This is a genomic window from Kineococcus haloalkalitolerans, assembly GCF_050871905.1.
Classification (GTDB): Bacteria; Actinomycetota; Actinomycetes; order Actinomycetales; family Kineococcaceae; genus Kineococcus.
Map to the genome: position 1 here is coordinate 1 of NZ_JBJLSH010000022.1, position 20,781 is coordinate 20,781.

The window sequence follows — 20,781 nt, forward strand, 5'->3', positions numbered from 1 at the left end:
GTGGACGGGTGGACGCTCACCCGTCCACGACCACCGCGGGGAGGGGGTCAGAGGAGGGTGTAGCCGCCGTCGACGACCAGCGCCTGCCCGGTGACGAAGCGCGAGGCGTCGGAGGCCAGGAAGGCGACGACGCCGTCCAGGTCGGACGGCTCGCCCATCCGCCCCATGGGCGTCAGCTCCTCCCAGCGCCGGCGCAGGTCGGGGTTGGCGTCGGTGAACTGCCGCGTCATGTCGGAGAGCATGTACCCGGGGGAGACGGCGTTGACGCGCAGCCCGCGCGCCGCCCACTCCACCGCCAGCGAGCGGGTCAGGTGCTCCACGCCGGCCTTCGCGGCGTTGTAGGCGGCCTGGTGCTGCGGCACGTTGACGATGCTCGCCGACATCGAGCCGACCGTGACCACGGCGCCGCGCCCGGCCGGCAGGGCGTGCCGGGCGAACGCCTGGCAGGCGAGGAACGTCCCGGTGAGGTTGACGTCCACGACCCGGCGCCACTGCTCCGGCGGCTGGTCCTCGGCGTCCGCCCACGCGGCGATCCCGGCGGCGGTGACGAGCACGCGCGGGGTGCCCAGGCGTTCGGCGACCGCGCCGAACGCCGCCCGCAGGTCGTCGGCGTCGGTGACGTCGGTGCCGCGCCCCAGCGCCGGCAGGCCCGTCTCGGAGGCCAGTTCGGCGCCGGTGTCCTCGACGTCGGCCAGCACGTCCAGCAGGGCGACGTGGCAGCCCTGCCGGGTCAGCGCCCGCGCCGTGGACAGCCCGAGGCCGCGCCCGCCGCCGGTGACGACGGCCACCGCCCCGGCCAGGTCGGGGTGGACGGCCTCGGCCCCGGCTCCCGCCCCGCTCACCGCTCCAGCCCCGCCTTGGCGAACGCCAGGGCGTCGCGGGCCAGCGCCCGGTTGTCCGTCCACAGGTCCCGCCAGATGGCCAGGGAGTTCGACAGCGTGGGGTGCACGACCCGCGAGGAGAACGACTCGAACGTCACGGTGCCGTCGTAGCCGACGTCCCGCAGGGCCGTGAAGAACTCCTGCCACGGCACGGTGCCGGTGCCCAGGGCCCCGCGGTGCGACTCGCCGATGTGCACGTACCCCAGGCGCCCGGCGTCGGCGGCCGCGTGCACGGCTTCGCGGAACGAGCTCTCCTCGATGTTCATGTGGTACGTGTCCACGTGGACGACGACGTTCGGGCGGTCGACGGCGGCGATGTAGTCGAGGGTCTCGGCGACGGTGTTGACGATGTTGGTCTCGTACCGGTTGCAGAACTCGATGCCCAGCGCGATGCCGGAGGCGGCGGCCTCGTCGGCCAGCCACGCGATGGTCTCGCGGGAGTTCTCCCGCCCCCGCTCGGTGGCCGGTCCGGCGTACTTGCCGAGCTTGGAGTAGATGACGCCGCACAGGGTGTCGCCGCCGACGTCACGGACGATGCGCAGGGCCTGCCCGAGGCGCTCGCGGCCGCGGGCGACGACCTCGGGGTCCTCGCTGGAGACGTCGGTGGACTCGTCCAGGCCGAGGGAGGCGCTGGCGCGCAGGCCGTGCTCGGCCAGCAGGCGCGCCGTCATCGCCGCGTCGAACCCGGAGGGGTCGATGGGGGCGAGCTCGACGAGGTCGTAGCCGGCCTCCGCGGTCGCCTCCAGGGCGGCGCGCGCCTCGTGCTCGGACCACCCGCCCGTCCAGACGAGGGCGTGCACGCCGTAGGTGATGCTCATGGTTCCTCTCCCGTGGTGCCGGTCGGTGGGGGGTTCGGGGCGGCGGGGTGGCCGCCGGGGACGCCGAGGACGCGGCGCCGCTCGGCGACGTCGGCGCGCGCGGAGAAGCGCTCGACGGAGGCGGCGGGCAGCGGGGCCAGACCGCCCGCGGCGTAGGCGGCGGCGCGGACGCGGGCGCCCTTGACGGCCATCTCGGTGACGGCGTCCACGGCGGCCGGGGTGGCGGCGTTGACGACGATCCCGTGGTTGCCGAGCAGCACGAGCTGCGGCACCTGCCCGTGCTCGGCGTGGTGGCGGGCCAGGGCGGCCAGGTAGGCGCGGCCGAGCTCGATGCCGGGGGAGGCGTAGGGCACGAACAGGGGACGGCCGACGACGACGGCCTCGTCGGAGTAGACGTGCCGGTCCCACGCGGTGGCGGCGTGGACGCTGGCGAGGACCCCGACCACGGCGGTGGGGTGGGTGTGGCCGACGAACGGCGTGGCGCACAGGCGCTGCACGGCCACGTGGACGAGCGTCTCGATCGACGCGCGCCGGCGCCGCCCGTCGTGCTCGCCGGCGTCCAGGGCGGCGGTCAGGGCGTCCTGGTCGGCGGCGGGGTCGTCGGCGAGCGCGAGCAGCGCGCCCGGGTCGACGACGACGAAGTCCGCGGCCGTCGCGGTGCGCATCGAGGACCCGGACGCCTTGACGACGACGCGGCCGTCGGGCAGCAGCTGGGAGGTGTTGCCCTCGGCGAGGACGACGAGGTCGCGCGCCGGGTCGCCGAGGCGGTGCGTCAGCGCCAGCAGCTCGGCGGGGACGAGGTCCGGTTCCCAGGTGGTGCTCACGCGGGCACCTGCCGCGTCCCGCCGGTCGCCCCGGCGGTGCGCCGGGCCAGCCGCCGCCAGCGCTGCGCCGCGTCGCCCCAGCGCTCGGCGGAGCCGGCCGCGGGCTCGACGACGCGGTGGCAGCGGGGGTCGGCGGCGACCAGGCGCCGCACGTCGGCGGGGCCGGCCAGCTCGCCGCGGGCGACCAGCTGCGCGCCCGCGTTGCCGGTGGCGGTGGCCTCCACGGGCCCCAGGCGAACGGGCAGGCCGGTGGCGTCGGCGGTGGCCCGCACGAGCAGCTCGTGCTGGGAGCCGCCACCGGTGACGGTGATCGAGGGCGCGCGCTGCCCGGTGACGCGCTCCAGGGCCGCGGCGGCGTCGCGGTGCGCCAGGGCCAGGGAGTCCACGACGCAGCGCGCCAGGGCGCCGGGGGTGGCCGGGACGGGCTCGCCGTGGCGGGCGCAGGCCGCCCGCAGGCGCGCGGGCACGTCCCCGGGGGCCAGGAAGCCGGGGTCGCCGGGGTCGACGAGGCTGCGCAGCGGCGGCTCGGCGGCCGCCAGCGCGGCCAGGTCCGCGGCGCTCAGGTGCAGGCCCTCGCGCGCCCAGGTCCGGCGGCACTCCTGCAGGAGCCAGTCGCCGGTGAGGTTGCGCAGCAGCAGGACCGTGCCGCCGTACCCGGCCTCGTGGGTCAGCTCCGCGTCCCGCGCGGCGGGGCCCACGAGGGCGTCGCGCCGCTCGGTCCCCAGCAGCGACCAGGTGCCGCACGACAGGAACAGGGCGCCGTCCTCGACGCCGGGGGTGGCGGCCACCGCGCTGGCGGTGTCGTGGGCGGCGGGCAGGACGACGCGGGTGCCGCGCAGGAGCCCGGCCAGGTCCCCGCCCGTGCCGCCGCCCACCGGCCCGGTGTCCGTGCCGGCGGGGACGACCTCGGGCAGCAGGTGCGCGGGTACGCCGAGCTCCTCCAGCAGATCCCGCACCCACGTGCCGGTGGTGACGTCGAGGAGGGCGCTCGTGGACGCGGCGGTGCGCTCGGTGACCACGGGCACCGGCGGAGCGCCGCGCAGCAGGTGGTGGAACAGGTCGGGCAGCATGACCAGCTGCGCCGCGTCCCGCAGCCGCTCGCGCTCGGCCGCGCTGCCGCGGGCGTCGGCCAGGAGGGCGAACAGCGTGCTGATCGGGGCCACCTGGGTGCCGGTCGCCGCGTACAGGCGCTCGCGGCCGACCTCGGCCACCGCCCGGTCCACCGCCGCCGACCGGCGGGGGTCGCGGTAGCAGGCGGGCTCGGCGGCCAGCGTCCCGTCGGCGCGCAGCAGGGCGTGGTCGACGCCCCAGCCGTCGACGCCGACGGACGCGGGGACGCCGTCGGCGGCGGTGAGCGCGGCCAGCCCCTCGCGCACCCCCGCCCACAGGGTCGCCACGTCCCAGCGCAGGACGCCGTCGACGGTCCGCGGGGCGTGCTCGAAGCGGTGGACGGTGCGGGTGCGCAGGCGCTCGCCGTCGAAGGCGGCGGCGACGACGCGACCGCTGCCGGCGCCGAGGTCGACGGCGGCCACGGTGGTGGCCGCGGAGCCGGTGGCGGGGCTCACGAGGTCCCGCCGTAGCGGCGGGTGGCGACCCCGTTGAGCAGGGCGGCGACGACGAGGACCACGCCGAGGGACAGCAGCTGGAACTGGGCGCCGGCGTTGCCCGGGACGGCGAGCAGGATGCCGGCGTTGAGCCAGACCACGAGCAGCGCGGCCAGCACGACCCCGCCGACGCGGCCGATGCCGCCGGTGATGGCGACCCCGCCGAGGACGGCGATGGTGATGGCCGGCAGGGCCATGCCGTTGCCGGTGGTGCCCGCGTCGGGGCGCGCGGAGGCGAACTGCGCCACGGTCACCACGGCCACCAGCCCGGAGATCGCCCCGGCGGCGACGTAGGCGCTGAACCGGGTGCGGCGCACGTCGATCCCGGCCCAGCGGGCGGCGACGTCGTTGGTGCCCACGGCGTACAGGCGCCGGCCCCACGTGGTGCGGGCCAGCACGACCCACACGAGCAGGGCGGTGGGCAGCAGGAACGTGAACACGCCCAGCGGCACGCGCGGGAACGCCTCCGGCAGCAGCGGGAGGTCGACGGCCGCGGCCGCGGAGTACAGCTGCTGCACGGGCTCGGAGTTGATGGGCTGCTGGCGGTTCACGACCAGCGCCAGCGAGCTGAACGCGTAGTAGGTGGCCAGGGTCGTGATGAGCGCCGGGAACCCCAGGTAGGCCACGAGCGCCCCGTTGACCGCGCCGCACAGCCCGCCGAACACCACGGCGAGCAGGAGCGCCGCGGGCAGCGGCCAGCCCCACAGCCCGTACGCGAACCCGAACACCATGCCGGTCAGCGACACGATCGAGCCGACGGACAGGTCGATGCCGCCGCGGCCGGAGGTGATGACCAGCAGTTCCGCCAGGCCCAGCATCACCAGCGGCACGGCGTTGATGAGGGTCGCGGCCAGGTAGCCGGTGTCGTAGGGCGCGGTGAGGTAGTTGCGCCGGCTGAGCGTCGTCATGGTGACCAGGACGGCCACGAGCAGGACGACGAGCAGCGCGGTGCGCTGGGTGAGCAGCACCCGCAGGGCCTTCGCGGGCAGGGACTCCGGCCGGTCGGTGCCCGCGTCGGCGGGGCGGGCGGCGGTGGCGGTCACGTCGACCTCCTGGTGCGCTGGCGGATCAGGTCGGTGCCGACCGCGACGATGATGGAGACGCCCACGAACAGCGCCGACAGCTGCGAGGGCCAGCCGAGCTGGGTGACCCCGGTGGCGACGGTCTGGACCAGCAGCGCTCCCAGGACGGTGCCGAGCACGGAACCGCGGCCACCGGTGATGGACGTCCCGCCGATGACGACGGCGGCGATGACGGCCAGCTCGGTGCCGGAGCCGACGTTCGCGGCCAGGCTGGAGGTGCCCTGCGCGAGGACGAAGCAGGCGGCCAGACCGGCCAGGACGCCGGTGAGGACGTAGGCGGACAGCACCCGCCGGCGCACGGCCACCCCGGCGAGCCGGGCCGCGTCCGCGTCGCCGCCGACGGCGTAGAAGTGCCGCCCGCCCGCGGTGTGCCGCAGGTACCACCAGGCCGCGGCGGCGAGCACGAGCGTGATGGCGAAGCTGTGCGGGACGCCGAGGGTGCGCCCGGCCTCACCGCGGCCGAACACGGCCAGGGTGGCGGGGATCCCCTCCACGGTGGCCGAGTCGAACACCCGCAGGCCGACGAACCGGAACAGGTTGAGGGTGCCGAAGGTGATGATGATGGCGTGCACGCGCCCGTAGGCGATGAGCACGCCGTTGACGAGCCCGAGCAGCCCCCCGACGGCCACGGACAGCGCCACGGCGGCCGGCAGCGGCACCCCCGTGGCGACCATCGTCTTGGCGACGACGACCGCGCTGACCATCACCGTGCTGCCGACGGACACGTCGATCCCGCCGGTGACGATGACGACGGTCATCCCGATGCCGATGAGCGCGACGGGCGCGGTGGCCACCAGCAGCGGGACGATCGAGCCGGCGGACAGGAACGCGGGCGTCGCCAGCCCCAGGACGAGCCACAGCACGGCGATCAGCGCGACGAGGACGACCTCCTGGCCGGTGACGGGCGGCGGCAGGACCCGCCCGCGCGAGGGCGCGCCGTGCGCGGGGGCGGCCGGTGCGGTGGCGGTCACGGCGCGACCTCCCCGGTGCTGGCCCCCGCCACGTCCCCCGCCACGTCCCCCGCCACGTCCCCCGCCACGTCCCCCGCCACGCCCCCGGCCCCCGCCGCGGCGGCCAGGACGTCGACCTGCGTGGCGCCGCGCCCGAACTCGGCGGTGGTGGTGCCGGCGCGCACGACCTGCACGCGGTCGGCGAGGCGCAGCGCCTCGGGCAGGTCGGAGGTCACGACGAGCACGGCGGTCCCCTCGTCGGCGAGTCCGGTGACGATGCGGTGGATCTCCTCCTTGGCGCCCACGTCGACCCCCTGGGTGGGTTCGGCGAGGACGAGGACGCCGGGGCGGTCCACGAGCTGGCGGGCCAGGACGACCTTCTGCGCGTTGCCGCCCGACAGCGCCGAGACGACCTGCCGCTCCGAGGGCGTCTTGACCGACAGGCGGCGCACCATGTCCCGCGCCACCTCGCGCTCGCGGGCCCGGTCCACCCACACCCGCGCCCGCGACAGCAAGCCGAGGTGGCCGGCGGAGATGTTGAAGGAGATCGGCTGGAAGGTGAACAGGCCCTGCTGCTTGCGGTCCGCGGGCAGCATCGCGATGCCCAGCGCCTTGGCGTGCGCGGGGTTGCGCGGGCGCACGGCGCGCCCGTCGACGACGACCTCGCCCGCGGTGGCGGCCGCGATGCCGTAGACGGTCGCGCCGATCTCGGCGACCCCGGAGCCGACGAGGCCGTAGAGGGCGACGATCTCCCCGGGACGGACCCGGACGTCGACGCCGGAGAACCTGCCCTCCAGCCCGAGGCCGCGCAGCTCCAGGCGCGGCGGGGCGTCGGCGACGGCGCGCTCGGCGCGCTCGGTCTCCACGAGCCCGCCGACCATGAGCTCTACGAGGCGGCGCACGGTGACCTCGCCGATGGGGTACGTGCCGGTGGTGCGCCCGTCGCGCATCACCGTCACCTCGTCGGCGATGAGCGGCAGCTCGTCGAGGCGGTGGGAGATGTAGACGATCGACACCCCGCGCGCGGTGAGGCGGCGCACGACGCCGAACAGGACCTCCACCTCCGCGTCGGTGAGGATGGCCGAGGGCTCGTCGAGGATGAGGACGCGGGCGTCGCCGGCGAGCGCCTTGGCGATCGACACCTGCTGCTGCTCGGCGATGGACAGGCTGCCGACGGCCGCGGTGGCGTACCGCTCGGGCAGGCCGAGCAGGGTCAGGAGCTCCACGACCTTCGCGTGCTGGGCGGCCCAGTCCACCCGTCCGCGCCGGCGCAGCTCGCGGCCGGTGAAGACGTTCTCGGCCACCGTGAGCTCCGCGAACAGCTGGGGCTCCTGGTAGACGGTGGCGATGCCGAGCGCCATGGCGTCGGCCGTGGAGGAGATGGTGACCTCCTCGCCGTCGACGGCGATCGTCCCGGTGTCGGCGCGCTCGGCCCCCGAGAGGATCTTGATCAGGGTCGACTTGCCGGCGCCGTTCTCCCCGACGACGGCGTGGACCGTCCCGGGGGCGACGACGAGGTCCGCCCCGCGCACGGCGCGCACGGCGCCGAACCGCTTGGTGGCGCCGCGGACGGCCAGGCGCGGGATCGGCCGCGCCCGGTCGCGCGGGTCGTGCGGGTCGTGCGCGGGGTCGGTTCCCACGGGTGCGCCTCCCGTCAGTAGTCGAACTCGCCGACGTTCTCGGTGGTGATGACCAGCGGCGGCCCGAGCAGCAGGGTCCCCGTCGACTCGTCGTACTCGACAGCGTCCAGGTCCTCGTTCACCTGGTTCGTCGCGGAGAACTCCGCGCCCTCGTGCAGCTGGACGCCGGCCCAGGCGGTCAGCCACCCCAGGGCCTCGACGTCCCACAGGACGCTGGCCGAGCTGGAGCCGTCCTCCAGGTAGGGCGCCATCGACTGGGGGGTTCCCAGGCCCACGGTGGAGACCTGCCCGATCCGGCCGGCGTCCCGGACCGCCTGCGCCACACCGGGTGCGGAGGAGGTGCACTCACCGACCAGGCCGGTCAGCGTCGGGTCGGCGTTCATCAGGTCGGTGGCCAGCTGGGTGGCGACGGCCTGGTCCTCCCCGGCGTACACGACGTTGGTGATCTCCGCCTCGGGGTACTGCTCCGCGGTGTACGCGCGCTGCACCTCGATCCAGCTGTTGAGGTTCTCCGCGGTCTCCCCGCACGAGACGATGGCGTAGCGCCCGCTGCCGCCCATCGCCTCCAGCAGCTGGTCGGTCAGCGTCTGCCCGATGCCCTCGGCGCTGGCCTGGTTCACGAACACCTCGCGCACCGAGCCGGGGGCGTCGGTGTCGGTGGTACCCACGGCGATGCCGGCGTCGGCGGCCTCCTGCAGCAGCGGCGCCATGGAGTCGGGGTCGTTGGGGGCCACGAACAGCACGTCGACGCCCTGCTGGACGTAGGAGCGCACGATGTCGGCCTGCGCCGCGGCGTCGGCCTCCACCGGGCCCTGGTACAGCCACGTGCAGCCGAGCTCCTCGCAGGCGGCCTGCCCGCCCGTGTTCATGGCCTCGAAGTACGGGATGCCCTGCAGCTTGGGGACGAACGCGACCGTGGGACCGCCGCCGCCGTCCTCACCGCCGCCCCCGCCACCTCCGCCGCCACCGGCGGACCCCCCGCTGCCCTCGCCGCACGCGGTGAGCACGAGCGCGGCGACCCCGAGCGCGGCGGCCGCCGCGCGGGTGCGTGTCGAGATCACGGTTCCTCCCTCCCCGGGCGCGACGGTGCGCCCGGAACGTTGACGGTGACGCCGGCGGCGGTCAGCGCCGCCACGGCGCCGGGGTCCGCCCCCGCCGTGGTCCACACGGCGGTGAGGCGGTCGGCGGGGATCGAGGTGCACAGCGACAGCCCGCCGAACTTCGACGGGTCGACGAGGGCGTGCACCTCCCGGCACGGCGCGGCCAGCACCTGCTTGGCGTGCGCCTCCTCGGCGGTGAACTCGGCCAGCCCCGCGCCGGGGGAGATGCCCGTGCCGCTGAAGAACCCGCGGTCGATGCGGCCGCGGCCGGCGAGCGAGGCGCCGACGTCGCCGACGAGCGAGAACGAGGGGCGGCGGACCGTGCCACCGGGCACGAGCACGGTCGCGTCGGTGCGCTCGGCCAGCAGGGTGGCGGTGCGCAGGCTGTTCGTCACGACGACGAGGCCGTGGCGGTCCAGCAGTCGGCCGGCGAGCAGGTGGCAGGTGGTGGAGGAGTCCAGGGCGATGACGTCGCCGTCGGCCACCAGCGGGGCCACGGCGTCGGCGACGGCCTCCTTCTCCGCGCGCCGCAGTCGCATCCGCGCCTCGAAGGGCCCCTCGTCCCGCGCGGCAGGGTCGGCGTCCCGCTCGACGGGCACGGCGCCACCGCGCACGCGGCGCAGCGCCGCGCGCGCCTGCAGCGCCTCGAGGTCCTTGCGGATGGTCACGTCGGAGACCCCCAGGCGCCGGGCGAGGTCGCGCACGCGGACCTGGCCGTCGGCGTCCAGCGCGCCCAGGATGGCGGCCGTCCGCGCCGAGTCCACCGGTGTCGTCACGTCGTCGCCTCCCGTCTCGTCGTCGAGCGCACCGGCGTCGTCGCCGGTGCGGGGCTGCCGCGTGCCGATCACCGTAGGGAGGGCGTGCGGGAGCGACAAGGTCCGCAAGGTCACGGAAGCGTTCCGACATCGTCCGGAACCCGTCCGGAACTCCTCCGGAACCCGCCGGGTGCCGTCGGGGCGGTCGGGACCGTCCGTCCGGGCCGTGCTCCCGGCGTGCCACCCTGGGCGCCGTGCCCGACCAGCCCGACCAGCCCGACCAGCCCGACCAGCCCGACCAGCCCGACCAGCCCGACCAGCCCGACCAGCCCGACCAGCCCGACCAGCCCGACCAGCCCGACCAGCCCGACCAGCCCGACCAGCCCACCGCGGCGACCGCCCCCGACGTCGGCGACGGCATCCTCGTCGTCGACAAGCCCGCCGGGTGGACCAGCCACGACGTCGTGGGCCGCTGCCGGCGGCTGCTGCGCACCCGGCGCGTCGGCCACGCGGGGACCCTGGACCCGGCCGCGACGGGCGTTCTCGTGCTGGGCGTGAACCGCGGCACGAAGTTCCTCACCCACCTCGTCGCCCACGACAAGGCGTACACGGCCACCGTGCGCCTGGGCGCCGCGACGGTGACCGACGACGCCGAGGGCGAGGTGCTGGGGGAGCCGGTGGACGCGACGGTCCTGGCGCCGGACGCGCTCGCGGCGGCCGTGGCGGCGCTGACCGGCCCGATCGCCCAGCGGCCCAGCGCGGTGAGCGCGGTCAAGGTGGACGGGCGGCGCTCCTACGCGCGGGTGCGCGGCGGTGAGGAGGTCGAGCTGCCGCCGCGGCCGGTCGTGGTCGCCCGCTTCGACGTCCTGGCCCGGCGCGACGCCGCCCCCTTCGTGGACCTCGACGTGGCCGTGGAGGTGTCCAGCGGCACCTACGTGCGGGCGCTGGCGCGCGACCTGGGCGCCGCGCTGGGCGTGGGCGGGCACCTGACGGCGTTGCGGCGCACCCGGTCCGGGCCGTTCGACCTGACCGCGGCGCGCACGCTGGAGGAGGTCGAGCGCGAGCCGCGCGTCGAGCCCCTGGCCGACGTGGCCCGCCGGCTCTTCCCGGTGCGGGAGCTGGACGCCGCGCAGGCCGCGTCGGTCGCGCACGGGGGTTTCCTGCCCGCCGGCGGTGCCGCGGGGCCGGTGGCGGCGTTCGGGCCGGACGGGACGCTCGTGGCGCTGCTGGGCGACACGCCCCGCGGTGCGAAACCCCTGCTCGTGGTGGCCCCGGCCTGAGGAGCGGGGACCGCTGCGCGCGTCCCGGCGCTCAGGCGACCGGGCCGCGCGAGCGGTGTTCCTCGAACACCGCGACGATCTCGGCGGCCGCGCGCTCCAGCTCCGCGATCTCCCCGGGGCCGAAGTCGTGGGGTTCCACGCCGATGACGCAGTGCGCCCCGACGACCTGTCCTTCGGGGGTCCGCAGCGGCACCCCCGCGTAGGCGCGGGCTCCCCCCTCCTCGGTGACCGTCGGCTTGTCGCGGTGACGGGGGTGGGTGCCGGCGTCCTGGACGACGTGGACGGAGTCCTCGACGACCGTGGTGGTGCAGAAGGACCACTCCGCGGGCAGGGCGCCGACCTCGGCGATCCAGCCGACCAGGCCGTGGCTGCCCGCGAAGAGCACCGAGGAGTCCAGCACGAGGCTCACGAGGCTGATGGGGAAGCCGAGCCGCTCGGCGGTGCGGGTCGCCACCTCGTCCAGGCGGCGCTTGAGCTCCGGGTGCTCGCCGTCCCAGGCGGCGACCGCCGTCAGGCGCGCGCGGTCGGTCAGCACGCCGGCCTCGTCCATGGTCCGCTCCTCGTCCTCGCGGCGGGCCCGCGCTGCTCGGAGACCCGCACGGCACACCCATCGGCACTCCCGGTGCCTCCCCGCAGGGCTGTCGCGCAGGACCACCCGGTCGCCGCGGGCGCCGGCGCACCGGCTGCCCGGAGGAGGGGGCGGGAGGGCGACGGGTGGACGGCCGGTGACGGGCACCGCCCGTCCGCCTCACCCGCTCGGACCCCTGCGCGCGGTGGCCGGTCGTGCCGATGATCGTGGACGTGGACGCAGCAGGGGTGAGGGCGGGCGCACCGGGCCGGTCCCCGTCGCCCGCGGTGGAGGCGCCGTCGGCGGTGGAGTGGCTGCGGCGCCTGGCCGACGTCTCCGGACCCGTGCGGGCGCTGGAGCTGTGGACGCAGGCCGCCCTGGCCACGGGGTGCCTGGGCATGGCGCTGGACGCCTCGCAGCTGCAGCGGGTGGCGGAGTGGCTGGTGGAGCACTGCGAGGACCTGCCGGTCCGGATGGCCGCCCGCAGCTGCCTCGTGCGGCTGCGCGTGCACCGGGTGCTCAACCCCGGCTGAACGCTCGCCTCAGCGCAGCTCCACCCGCACCACCTCGTACTCGGCGGTCGACGGGTCCTCGACCTCGAAGCGGCCGTTGACGAGGTACAGCGCACCGGCGGCGAGGATCCCCGTGGTCGGGCGGTCCAGCAGCGGGGAGGACACCTCGCCGACCACCAGGCCCGCACGCCCGCCGGGGGTCAGCAGGACGACGGCGGCGCTGTCGCCGGAGAAGCCGTTGACGACGTACAGGAACGGCCCGCGCAGGACGAGGCCGTCGCCGCCGGTGAGGTCGCGGCCGCCCACGGGCACGCGGACGCTGACCCCGGTGGCCGGGTCGACCCGGAACAGGTCCCCGGTGCTGCTCTGCGTCACCAGCAGCTCGCCGGTGGGCAGGGCGCGGATCCCATTGGCGTTGAACCCCTCGCCGTAGACGAGGTCCCCGGTGATCGGCAGGGTGCGCGCGCCGTCGGGCCCGGGCAGCGCCCCACCAGGTCCGAGGGGGACCACGACGAGCCGCTGGACGGCGGAGTCGGTGACGTGCACGGCGCCGGGGGTGACCTCGACGTCGTTGAGGAACCCGCTGCCGGGCACCTCCCAGCGCCCCAGCTCCTCACCCGTGGTGCCGTCGTAGGCGGTGACGGTGCCGGTCGCGCCGCCGGCGACCCACAGCCGGTCGGCGCCCTCCTCGTAGCGCATGCCGACCGCGACGCGGCCCTCGACGCCGGGCACGAACGGGGTGGTCGCGCCCGTGCGGAGGTTGCCGCGCACGACGCTGCCGTCGGCGCGCGAGCCGGCGTAGAACGTGGTGCCCGGGCCGTCGGCGATGCCTTCGGGCAGCGATCCGGTGGGCAGCGGCACGGTCGCGGGGAACGGGCGCCCGGGGGGCGACCACGCGGCGGTGGCCGTCTGCCCGGAGGGGGCGACCGGCGCTGCCGCACCAGCGACCGCGGGGGTGGTGACCAGCAGGAGGGCGGCTGCGGCCGCGACGGCGGCGGCGCGTCGCGCGGGAGGGGTCATGTCCGCACGGTAAGCGCGCGAGCGCGCAGCGCCACTCGATCACGGGGAACCCCGTTGACCGCGGGGAACAGCGCCGAGCACGATCACCGCGTGGACCGACCGCCGCGCCGCAGGGAGCTCGTCTACTACGTGGCGGTGAGCCTCGACGGGTTCATCGCCGCCCCGGACGGCTCCTCCGACGACTTCCCCCTCGAGGGCGACCACATGGACGTCGTCGTCGGCGAGTACACCGACGCGCTGCCCGGCCACGTGCAGCGCGCCCTGGGCGTGCGGGGCGACCTGTCGCGCTTCGACACCGTCGTCATGGGCTGGAACACGTACACGCCCGCGCTGGCGGTGGGGATCGACAGCCCCTACCCGCACCTGCGCCAGTACGTCGTCGGTTCACCGGAGCGCCGCACGGGCGCGGAGGTGACGCTCCTGCAGGACCCGGTCGCCCTGGTGCGGGAGCTGAAGGCCGAGGAGGGCGGCTCGGACGTGTACCTGGCCGGCGGCGGCCAGCTGGCCGGGTCGCTGCTGGAGGAGGTGGACCGGCTGGTGCTCAAGGTGAACCCGCTGCTGCTGGGGGACGGGATCCCCCTGTTCGGCCGGCGCGGGCACCGCGCCACCCCCCTGGAGGTCCTGGACCGGCGCGCGTTCACCTCGGGCGTCACGATCGTCGAGGCCCGGCCGCGGCGCTGACGGCCCCGGACGCGGCAGGACCCGCCGCGCCGGGTGGCGCGACGGGTCCTGCGGGCGGTGGGGGAGCGGGTCAGACCGCGACGGTCTCCTTCGTCGTCTCCTCCACGGGGCGGTGCGAGCGGTAGCGCTCCAGGTCGAGGATGCCCTCGCGCTTGGCGACGATCGTCGGCACGAGCGCCTGCCCGGCGACGTTCACGGCCGTGCGGCCCATGTCGAGGATCGGGTCGATCGCCAGCAGCAGGCCGACGCCGGCCAGCGGCAGGCCCAGCGTCGACAGGGTCAGCGTGAGCATGACGGTGGCGCCGGTCAGGCCCGCGGTGGCGGCCGAGCCCACGACGGACACGAAGGCGATGAGCAGGTAGTCGGTCACCGACAGGTCCACGCCGAAGAACCCGGCGACGAAGATCGCCGCGAGCGCCGGGTAGATCGCCGCGCAGCCGTCCATCTTCGTCGTCGCGCCCAGCGGCACGGCGAAGGAGGCGTACGAGCGCGGCACGCCGAGGTTCTCCTCGGTGACGCGCTGCGTCACCGGCAGGGTGCCGATGGAGGAGCGGGAGACGAACGCCAGCTGGATCGCGGGCCAGGCGCCGGCGAAGAAGCGCCCGACGGGCAGGCCGTGCAGGCGCAGCAGCACCGGGTACAGGACGAACAGGACGATGGCCAGGCCGACGTAGACGTCGGCGACGAACACGGCCAGCGGGCTGATCGCGTCCCAGCCGTAGCTGGCGACGGCGCGGCCGAGCAGGCCGACGGTGCCCAGCGGGGCCAGGCGGATGACCCACCACAGGACCGTCTGCACGACGGCGAGGGCGCTGCGGGAGAAGGTCAGGAACGGATCGGCCTTCTGCCCGACCTTGAGGGCGGCGACCCCGATGGCGATGGCGACGACGATCAGCTGCAGGACGTTGAAGCTCAGCGAGGTGGACGCCGAGCCGTCCTCGACGGAGGTGGAGGCCTGCAGGCCGGCGATGTTCACCGGGACGATGCCCTGCAGGAAGTCCAGCCAGGAGCCCGAGCGGCCCTCGTAGGTCGCGGCGTCGGCCGAGACCGAGGTGCGGTTGCCGGGGTCGGTGACCAGGCCGATGGCCAGGCCGATGCCGACGGAGACGAGCGCCGTGATCGCGAACCACAGCAGCGTCTGCCAGGCCAGGCGGGCGGCGTTGGTGACCTCCCGCAGGTTCGCGATCGAGGTGATGATCGCCAGCAGGACGAGCGGCGGCACGAGCGTGCGCAGCAGCGTCACGAACGTCGAGCCGATGGTGTCGAGGGTGGTGGTCAGCCAGTTCGGGTCGTCGGCCGTGCCGCCCATCGAGCGGGCGAGGCTGCCGAGGACGACGCCGAGGACGAGACCGATGAGGACCTGGACGCCGAACGGCGTCCTGCGCAGGGCGCGGAGCATGGAGGGACCTTCGGGTAGGGGTGAGCTGACGGACCGGTGCGCCGGTCCCCCTATCGGGAGCTCGCCGTCCGCCCGAGGTCGATGTGGCGCCGCTGGGTGAACAGCCAGCCCGCGCTCGTCGTCGTGTCCATGCCGCAGGACACAATGCCGCACGCCGGCCCCGTGTTCCCGCGCGGGCGGCCCCGCCGCGCCCGGGTGCCCCGGGTGGTCACCGTGCGCCGGGGCGGTCCTCGGCGAAGTCCGCCGGCCGGAAGCGTCCCTCGGACAGCCGCCTCTCGACCTGCTCCAGGCTGCGGCCGGAGAGCTCGGGCATCCGCAGGTACAGGAAGACGAAGGCGAGGACGTTGAACGCCGCGTACAGCCAGAAGGTCTGCCCGGTGCCGATCGTGTCGATGAGGCTCAGCAGCGTCAGGGTGATGAGCAGGTTCGTGGCCCACAGCGACGCCGACTGCGCGGCCGCACCGGCGGCGCGCGTCGCGAGCGGGTAGATCTCCGAGCCGGTCAGCCAGCCCATCAGCTGGATGCCCCCGGCGGTGAAGGCCATGAAGACCACCAGCGTGGCGATGATGTACGGCACGTGCTCCCGGCCGCTGTTGCCGGTGACGAAGAAGGTGCCCAGCACCGCCATCGCGAGGGCGGCTCCCGGCAGGGTGATGAGCGTCAGCCGCCGCCGGCCCACCCGGTCGACGATCGCCAGGCCGATGAGCTGCGTCACCAGGTAGGTGGCCCCGAGGGCGACCGAGACGCGCAGCGCCGTGCTGTCGGGGAAGCCGTTGTCGGTGAGGATCGTGGGGGAGTAGTAGACGATCATCTCGATGCCGGACAGCTGGGTGAAGACCGCCAGGCCGCACCCGACGACCAGCGCGGGCCGCACCCACGCCGCCCGCAGCCCCCGCCAGCCGCGGGTGCTCGCCTCCCGCTCGGCGTGGACCCGGTCGCCGATGTCGTCCAGCTCGCCGGAGACGTCCGCGCCGCGGGGGCGCACGCGTCCCAGCGCCTCGCGCGCGCGCTCGACCTGCTCCGCCCGCACGAGCCAGCGGGGACTCTCGGGCAGGCGGAGCATGAGGGCGAGCATGAGGGCCGACGGGACCGCGGCCGCTCCGATCGCCCAGCGCCAGTCGACCACCTCGCTGGCGCCGACGATCGTGGCGGTGAGGATCCCCGCCCCGATGGCGATCTGGAAGCACAGCACCAGGCGGCCCCGGTACTTCGTCGGCGCCAGCTCGGCGACGTACACCGGGGCGGTCTGGGTGGCGCCGCCCACGGCGAAGCCCAGCACCAGGCGCGCGGCGGCCAGCGTCACGGGGTCCGGGGCCAGGGAGGCGGCGAGGGTGCCCACGACGAACACCACCGCCACGACCAGCAGGGTGCCCCGCCGGCCGCGCCGCTCGCTGAGCCGGCTGCACACCAGCGCCCCGACGACGGCACCGGCCAGGATCGAGGCCGCGATCACCTGCTCCCAGCCGATGCCGATGCCGAACTCGTCGCTGATCTGCAGCAGGGCGCCGGAGATGATGCCCGTGTCGTAGCCGTACAGCAGTCCGGAGATGGCCGACACCAGCGCCACGACGACCACGGCGCCGGTCAGGCCGCCGCCCTCGTCCGCGCCGGGAGCGTGCTCGTGGGGTGGGGTCACGGGGGCCTCCGACGTCGGCGGTTCGGGGTCAGCGCGTCGCTCGCCCGGCGCGTCGCTCGACCGGCTCGTCCTCCGACGGCTCGCCGCCGGACCGGTTGGCGGCCCGACGGCGCCATGCAAGCACCCGGCCGGGCGCGGCGCCCGTCGGGACGCGGCGGTGGCGCGGCGGTGGCGCGCCCCGGGTGGTGCCGGCACCGCCGCTCGCCGCGCCCCGCCCCTGGCTCAGAAGAGCGTGTAGCCGCCGTCGGTGACCACCACCGAGCCCGTGGAGAAGGACGAGGCGTCCGAGGCCAGGTAGACGACGGTGGCCGCGACCTCGTCCGGGGTGGCGTAGCGCTGCATGGGGGCGTCCTCGATCCACATGCGCCGGAAGCGCGGCTCGTCCACCGGCGCCATCTCCGTCTTGACGTAGCCGGGGGCGATCGCGTTGACGCGGATCCCCAGCGGTGCCCACTCCGCCGCCAGCGACCTCGTCAGCTGGTGCACCGCGGCCTTGGAGGCGTTGTACGCCGGCTGCATCTGCGGCCGGTTGACGATCGAAGCGCTGATCGAGCCGACGTTGACGATGCTGCCGCCGCCGTGCTCGGCCATCCAGCGCGCCGTGACCTGGCTGGGCAGCCAGACGCCCTTGACGTTGGTCGTCATCACCTCCTCGTACTCGGCGTCGGTGACCTCCAGCGCCGGCCGGTGCACGCAGGCGCCGGCGTTGTTGACGAGGACGTGCAGCCCGCCGAGCTCGGCGGTGGTGCGCTCGACGGCGGCCTCGACCTCGGCGCGGGAGGTGACGTCCAGGCGCAGGCCCAGCGTCCGCCGTCCCGTGGAGGCCGCGATCTCCTCCGCCGCGGCGACGGAGCGCGCCTCGTCGCGGGCGGCGACGACGACGTCCGCGCCGGCCTCGGCGAGCGCCTGCGCGAACGCCCGGCCCAGCCCGCGGTACCCGCCGGTGACCAGGGCGGTCCGCCCGGTCAGGGAGAAGCGCTCCAGGACCCCGCTCACGCGGCACCGCCCGCGGGGGAGGTGGAGGACGTCGTGGTGGGGTGCACGACGACGACGGCCTTCATGCTCAGCGGGTCGGAGTCGGCGTTCAGCGCCTCCTCCACCTGCTCCAGGGAGTACCGGTGGGTGACCATGTCGTCCAGGTGCACCGCGCCGGACGTGGTCAGCGCGATCCCGCGGGGCCAGGTGTCCACGTAGCGGAACACCCCGGTGAGGGTGATCTCCCGGCTGGCGACCAGCGACACGGGGACGGGCATCTCGTCGGCGCCCATCCCGACCAGGACGGCGGTGCCGCCGGGGCGCACCGAGCGGATCCCGGACAGCACGGCCGGGGTGGCGCCGGTGCAGTCGACGAACGCGTCGGCGCGCATCGCCGCGAGCTCCTCGGCGTCGGCGACGGGGTGCAGGGCGCGGGTGGCGCCGAAGGAGGTGATGCGCTCGCGGCGCGAGTCGACGAAGTCGGTGACGACGACGTCGGTGGCGCCCCGCGCGCGCACGGCCTGCGCGACCATCGCGCCGATCGGCCCGGCGCCCGCGACGAGCACCTGGTCGCCGGGGCCGACCTGCGCCTTGTGCGCGGCCCAGATCCCCACCGACAGCGGTTCCAGCAGCGCCGCGGACTCGTCGGACAGGCTGTCCGGCACCGCGAACGCCATGTCGGCGGGGGCGGTGACGTACTCGCAGAACGTCCCGTCGACGGGCGGGGTGGCGTAGAACTCCATGAACGGGCAGAGGTTGAACCGGCCCGTCTTGCAGGCGCGGCACTGCCGGCAGGGGCGCTGCGGGTCGACCGCGACGCGCTCGCCGACGCGGGCCGCGTCGACGCCCTCGCCCACGGCGACGACCTGCCCGGAGATCTCGTGGCCGAGCACGAGGGGCTCGCGGACGACGAAGTCCCCGATGGCCCCGTGCTGGTAGTAGTGCACGTCCGAGCCGCAGACGCCGACCGCGGCGACGCGGACCAGCACCTCCCCGGGCAGCGGCCGCGGCACCGGCCGCTCCTGCAGCTCGATGACGCCCTTCTCGACCAGGACGCTGGCCCTCATCGTCGCCGGGACGTCCGGGACGGCTCGATCGCTCACTGTCGCTCTCCTCCATGCGTCGCGCGCGGGGTGCTGCGCCGGACCAGGGTGCCCGGTGCCGCTCTCGCCGCCCAGCCTCCCCCTCTTGTACAACGATGGAAGTCTGGGGCAGGGTGAGGGGACCCCTCGCACCCCGGTGCGCTCGACGACGAGCGGAGGACCAGGATGACCCGCACGACCACGACCCCCACCACCCCCGGCGCGCGCCGGTCCCGGCTGCGCTGGACGACCGCGGCGGCGGCCGCGCTGGCCCTGCTGGCCGCCCCCGTCGGCGCCGAGGCCGCCGGGCCCGCCGGGCCGCCGCTGACCGGCAAGCTGACGATGACCGGCGACGTGGGCGACTACGTGCCCGGCGTCGTCGACGACCCCGTGCACGACCCGACGATCTTCTCCGACCGCGGCACCCACTACGTGTTCTCCACCGGTATCGCGGACCCCGACGACCCGGGAGGGGTCTTCGTGCGCCGCTCCACCGGCACGCTGGCCGGTCCGTGGGAGAGCGTGGGCGCGATCCCCCTGCCGGAGTGGACGCGCGAGTACGGCGTCGCGCACCTGTGGGCCCCGCACGTCGTCGAGCGCGCGGGCGTGTTCCACCTGTACTACTCGGCCTCCAGCTTCGGCACGAACCGCTCGGCGATCGGCCACGCCACCAGCCGCACCCCCGGCGACCCGGGCAGCTGGGTCGACCACGGGCCGGTCCTCACGTCGGAACCCGGCGACGACTTCAACGCCATCGACCCGATGGTCTTCCGCGACGGCGGTACCTGGTGGATCGCCTACGGCTCCTTCTGGTCCGGGATCCAGCTGCAGCGGCTGGAGGGCATGGACACCCCGGTCGGTGAGCGGATCCGCCTGGCCAGCAACGCCGAGGTCCCGCCCAACGCGATCGAGAACCCGCAACTGTTCAAGCAGGGCCGCTGGTGGTACCTGACGACCGCGTGGGACCTGTGCTGCCGCGGCGCGGACAGCACGTACAAGACCGTCGTGGGCCGCTCGACCAGCCCCACCGGTCCCTTCGTCGACCGCGACGGCACTCCGATGACCGAGGGTGGTGGCGAGGTCCTGCTCGAGCGGCGCGGGAACCAGGCCGGGCCCGGCGCCCTGGACGTCGTGCGCGAGCGGGGCCGCTGGTACGGCGTGCACCACTACTACGACACCGGCACCGGCGGCACCATCCGCATGCAGGTGCGCGAGGTCGAGTTCCGCGACGGCTGGCCGTACTTCTCGTACGGGCCCGGCGACCGCTGAGGCGGTCGTGGGCGGGGGACCCGGAGGGCTGAGCGCGCAGGAGCTCAGCCCTCCGGGACCCGCCCGGCGTGCACCTGGACGTGGCCGCCGCGGAACTCCCGGGCGCTGACGTCCACCAGGTCAGCGCGCACGGCCGTCCACGGCCGCGCCCGCACGTCGGAACCGCCCAGCGCGCACGCCGCCCGCGCCAGCGGGCGCGCCCACCCGTGCGGCAGCCCCAGGTCGACGAGCACCACCCGCGCACCGGGGCGCGCGCACGCCAGCGCGGTGGCCCACGCCGCGCGCCACGGGCGCATCAGGGACAGCGAGTAGGTGAACAGGACCGCGTCCGCGGCCGCCGGCGCTCCCGGCTCACCCAGCGCGGCCCGCAGGTCGGCGGGCGCGACGGTCGTCGCGTCGGCGCGCAGCAACCGCACCCCCTCCCAGCGGTTCCGCTCGACCCGCCGTGCGGCCCGCCGCAGCATCGCGGGGCTGGCGTCCACGCCCACGACCCGCCCCCGCGGGCCGACAGCGGGGCACAGCAGCGGAAGGTCCATCCCCGTGCCGCAGCCGAGCACGAGGACCCGGTCCCCGGGGGCCGGCGCCAGGGCGGTGGTCCCCGCCAGCCGCCCCACCCGGTACAGGGGCCGCTCGCCGGACAGGACGTCGTACCCCGCGGCCAGCAGGCGGTAGCGGCCGAGGCCGCCGGCACCCTCCACCTCCGCC

Annotated in this window: 20 protein-coding genes; 4 read left to right on the forward strand and 16 right to left on the reverse strand. The window is 75.8% G+C overall.

What is annotated here, in order from left to right; all coding sequences use genetic code 11:
- Window positions 1–47: 47 nt before the first annotated feature.
- Genes ACRYMY_RS10285 through ACRYMY_RS10325 form a run of 9 tightly spaced genes read right to left on the reverse strand, consistent with a single transcriptional unit; the run spans window position 48 to window position 9,747 of the window.
- Window positions 48–842, reverse strand: a complete 795-nt coding sequence (locus tag ACRYMY_RS10285) for an SDR family oxidoreductase (protein ID WP_432547166.1) — start codon at window positions 840–842, stop codon at window positions 48–50.
- On the reverse strand, window positions 839–1,699 hold the full coding sequence (locus ACRYMY_RS10290; protein ID WP_432547167.1) for a sugar phosphate isomerase/epimerase family protein: 861 nt from the start codon (window positions 1,697–1,699) through the stop codon (window positions 839–841). Before ACRYMY_RS10290 ends, ACRYMY_RS10285 begins: the two co-directional genes overlap by 4 nt.
- A complete protein-coding gene (locus ACRYMY_RS10295) occupies window positions 1,696–2,523 on the reverse strand; it encodes a class II aldolase/adducin family protein (RefSeq protein ID WP_432547168.1) in 828 nt (275 codons plus the stop codon). Before ACRYMY_RS10295 ends, ACRYMY_RS10290 begins: the two co-directional genes overlap by 4 nt.
- Window positions 2,520–4,088, reverse strand: coding sequence for a rhamnulokinase (locus tag ACRYMY_RS10300; protein WP_432547169.1), 1,569 nt, complete (start codon window positions 4,086–4,088; stop codon window positions 2,520–2,522). Before ACRYMY_RS10300 ends, ACRYMY_RS10295 begins: the two co-directional genes overlap by 4 nt.
- On the reverse strand, window positions 4,085–5,170 hold the full coding sequence (locus ACRYMY_RS10305) for an ABC transporter permease (protein WP_369052906.1): 1,086 nt from the start codon (window positions 5,168–5,170) through the stop codon (window positions 4,085–4,087). Before ACRYMY_RS10305 ends, ACRYMY_RS10300 begins: the two co-directional genes overlap by 4 nt.
- The gene (locus ACRYMY_RS10310) at window positions 5,167–6,180 is read right to left on the reverse strand and encodes an ABC transporter permease (RefSeq protein WP_432547170.1); all 1,014 of its coding nucleotides are present in this window, start codon (window positions 6,178–6,180) and stop codon (window positions 5,167–5,169) included. The genes ACRYMY_RS10305 and ACRYMY_RS10310 overlap by 4 nt, the downstream gene beginning before the upstream one ends.
- Window positions 6,177–7,799 carry a sugar ABC transporter ATP-binding protein gene (locus ACRYMY_RS10315; protein WP_432547171.1) on the reverse strand — a complete coding sequence of 541 codons (1,623 nt, stop codon included), beginning with the start codon at window positions 7,797–7,799 and terminating at the stop codon, window positions 6,177–6,179. The genes ACRYMY_RS10310 and ACRYMY_RS10315 overlap by 4 nt, the downstream gene beginning before the upstream one ends.
- A 14-nt stretch (window positions 7,800–7,813) precedes the next feature.
- A complete protein-coding gene (locus ACRYMY_RS10320) occupies window positions 7,814–8,860 on the reverse strand; it encodes an autoinducer 2 ABC transporter substrate-binding protein (RefSeq protein ID WP_432547172.1) in 1,047 nt (348 codons plus the stop codon).
- Window positions 8,857–9,747 carry a DeoR/GlpR family DNA-binding transcription regulator gene (locus ACRYMY_RS10325; protein WP_432547173.1) on the reverse strand — a complete coding sequence of 297 codons (891 nt, stop codon included), beginning with the start codon at window positions 9,745–9,747 and terminating at the stop codon, window positions 8,857–8,859. Before ACRYMY_RS10325 ends, ACRYMY_RS10320 begins: the two co-directional genes overlap by 4 nt.
- A gap of 326 nt (window positions 9,748–10,073) precedes the next feature.
- Here ACRYMY_RS10325 and truB point away from each other — a divergent pair, with 326 nt between their 5' ends.
- Entirely contained in the window at window positions 10,074–10,934 is an 861-nt protein-coding gene (truB, locus tag ACRYMY_RS10330) for a tRNA pseudouridine(55) synthase TruB (RefSeq protein WP_432547220.1), read from the forward strand.
- A gap of 31 nt (window positions 10,935–10,965) precedes the next feature.
- Here truB and ACRYMY_RS10335 read toward each other — a convergent pair whose 3' ends face one another.
- Window positions 10,966–11,484 (reverse strand): GAF domain-containing protein, encoded by a 519-nt coding sequence (locus ACRYMY_RS10335; RefSeq protein WP_432547174.1) that lies wholly within the window; start codon window positions 11,482–11,484, stop codon window positions 10,966–10,968.
- 251 nt (window positions 11,485–11,735) lie between these two features.
- Between ACRYMY_RS10335 and ACRYMY_RS10340 the strand changes: the two genes are divergently transcribed.
- Window positions 11,736–12,035 carry a hypothetical protein gene (locus ACRYMY_RS10340; protein ID WP_432547175.1) on the forward strand — a complete coding sequence of 100 codons (300 nt, stop codon included), beginning with the start codon at window positions 11,736–11,738 and terminating at the stop codon, window positions 12,033–12,035.
- 9 nt (window positions 12,036–12,044) lie between these two features.
- Here ACRYMY_RS10340 and ACRYMY_RS10345 read toward each other — a convergent pair whose 3' ends face one another.
- Entirely contained in the window at window positions 12,045–13,034 is a 990-nt protein-coding gene (locus ACRYMY_RS10345; protein WP_432547176.1) for an NHL repeat-containing protein, read from the reverse strand.
- 90 nt (window positions 13,035–13,124) lie between these two features.
- Between ACRYMY_RS10345 and ACRYMY_RS10350 the strand changes: the two genes are divergently transcribed.
- Entirely contained in the window at window positions 13,125–13,715 is a 591-nt protein-coding gene (locus ACRYMY_RS10350) for a dihydrofolate reductase family protein (protein WP_432547177.1), read from the forward strand.
- 70 nt (window positions 13,716–13,785) lie between these two features.
- Here the strand turns inward: ACRYMY_RS10350 and ACRYMY_RS10355 are convergent, their stop codons facing one another.
- The 4 genes from ACRYMY_RS10355 to ACRYMY_RS10370 form a co-directional block, all read right to left on the reverse strand.
- Window positions 13,786–15,114, reverse strand: coding sequence for a dicarboxylate/amino acid:cation symporter (locus tag ACRYMY_RS10355; RefSeq protein ID WP_432547178.1), 1,329 nt, complete (start codon window positions 15,112–15,114; stop codon window positions 13,786–13,788).
- Window positions 15,115–15,322: 208 nt separating this feature from the next.
- Window positions 15,323–16,870, reverse strand: coding sequence for a sugar porter family MFS transporter (locus ACRYMY_RS10360; RefSeq protein WP_432547179.1), 1,548 nt, complete (start codon window positions 16,868–16,870; stop codon window positions 15,323–15,325).
- A 102-nt stretch (window positions 16,871–16,972) separates the two neighbouring features.
- The gene (locus tag ACRYMY_RS10365) at window positions 16,973–17,746 is read right to left on the reverse strand and encodes an SDR family NAD(P)-dependent oxidoreductase (protein WP_432547180.1); all 774 of its coding nucleotides are present in this window, start codon (window positions 17,744–17,746) and stop codon (window positions 16,973–16,975) included.
- Window positions 17,743–18,792, reverse strand: a complete 1,050-nt coding sequence (locus ACRYMY_RS10370) for an NAD(P)-dependent alcohol dehydrogenase (RefSeq protein WP_432547221.1) — start codon at window positions 18,790–18,792, stop codon at window positions 17,743–17,745. Before ACRYMY_RS10370 ends, ACRYMY_RS10365 begins: the two co-directional genes overlap by 4 nt.
- Window positions 18,793–18,993: 201 nt before the next feature.
- Here ACRYMY_RS10370 and ACRYMY_RS10375 point away from each other — a divergent pair, with 201 nt between their 5' ends.
- Window positions 18,994–20,076: an arabinan endo-1,5-alpha-L-arabinosidase gene (locus ACRYMY_RS10375; protein ID WP_432547181.1), complete on the forward strand. Its 1,083-nt coding sequence runs from the start codon at window positions 18,994–18,996 to the stop codon at window positions 20,074–20,076.
- Between the two features lie 44 nt (window positions 20,077–20,120).
- Here ACRYMY_RS10375 and ACRYMY_RS10380 read toward each other — a convergent pair whose 3' ends face one another.
- Complete coding sequence (locus tag ACRYMY_RS10380) at window positions 20,121–20,774, reverse strand: class I SAM-dependent methyltransferase (protein WP_432547182.1); 654 nt, start codon at window positions 20,772–20,774, stop codon at window positions 20,121–20,123.
- Window positions 20,775–20,781 lie beyond the last annotated feature (7 nt).

Bases quoted from the DNA above. Each gene is read 5' to 3' on its own strand.
- ACRYMY_RS10290 (WP_432547167.1), bottom strand. From the start codon at position 1,699: ATGAGCATCACCTACGGCGTGCACGCCCTCGTCTGGACGGGCGGGTGG.
- ACRYMY_RS10335 (WP_432547174.1), bottom strand. From the start codon at position 11,484: ATGGACGAGGCCGGCGTGCTGACCGACCGCGCGCGCCTGACGGCGGTC.
- ACRYMY_RS10345 (WP_432547176.1), bottom strand. From the start codon at position 13,034: ATGACCCCTCCCGCGCGACGCGCCGCCGCCGTCGCGGCCGCAGCCGCC.
- ACRYMY_RS10355 (WP_432547178.1), bottom strand. From the start codon at position 15,114: ATGCTCCGCGCCCTGCGCAGGACGCCGTTCGGCGTCCAGGTCCTCATC.
- ACRYMY_RS10370 (WP_432547221.1), bottom strand. From the start codon at position 18,792: ATGAGGGCCAGCGTCCTGGTCGAGAAGGGCGTCATCGAGCTGCAGGAG.
- ACRYMY_RS10375 (WP_432547181.1), top strand. From the start codon at position 18,994: ATGACCCGCACGACCACGACCCCCACCACCCCCGGCGCGCGCCGGTCC.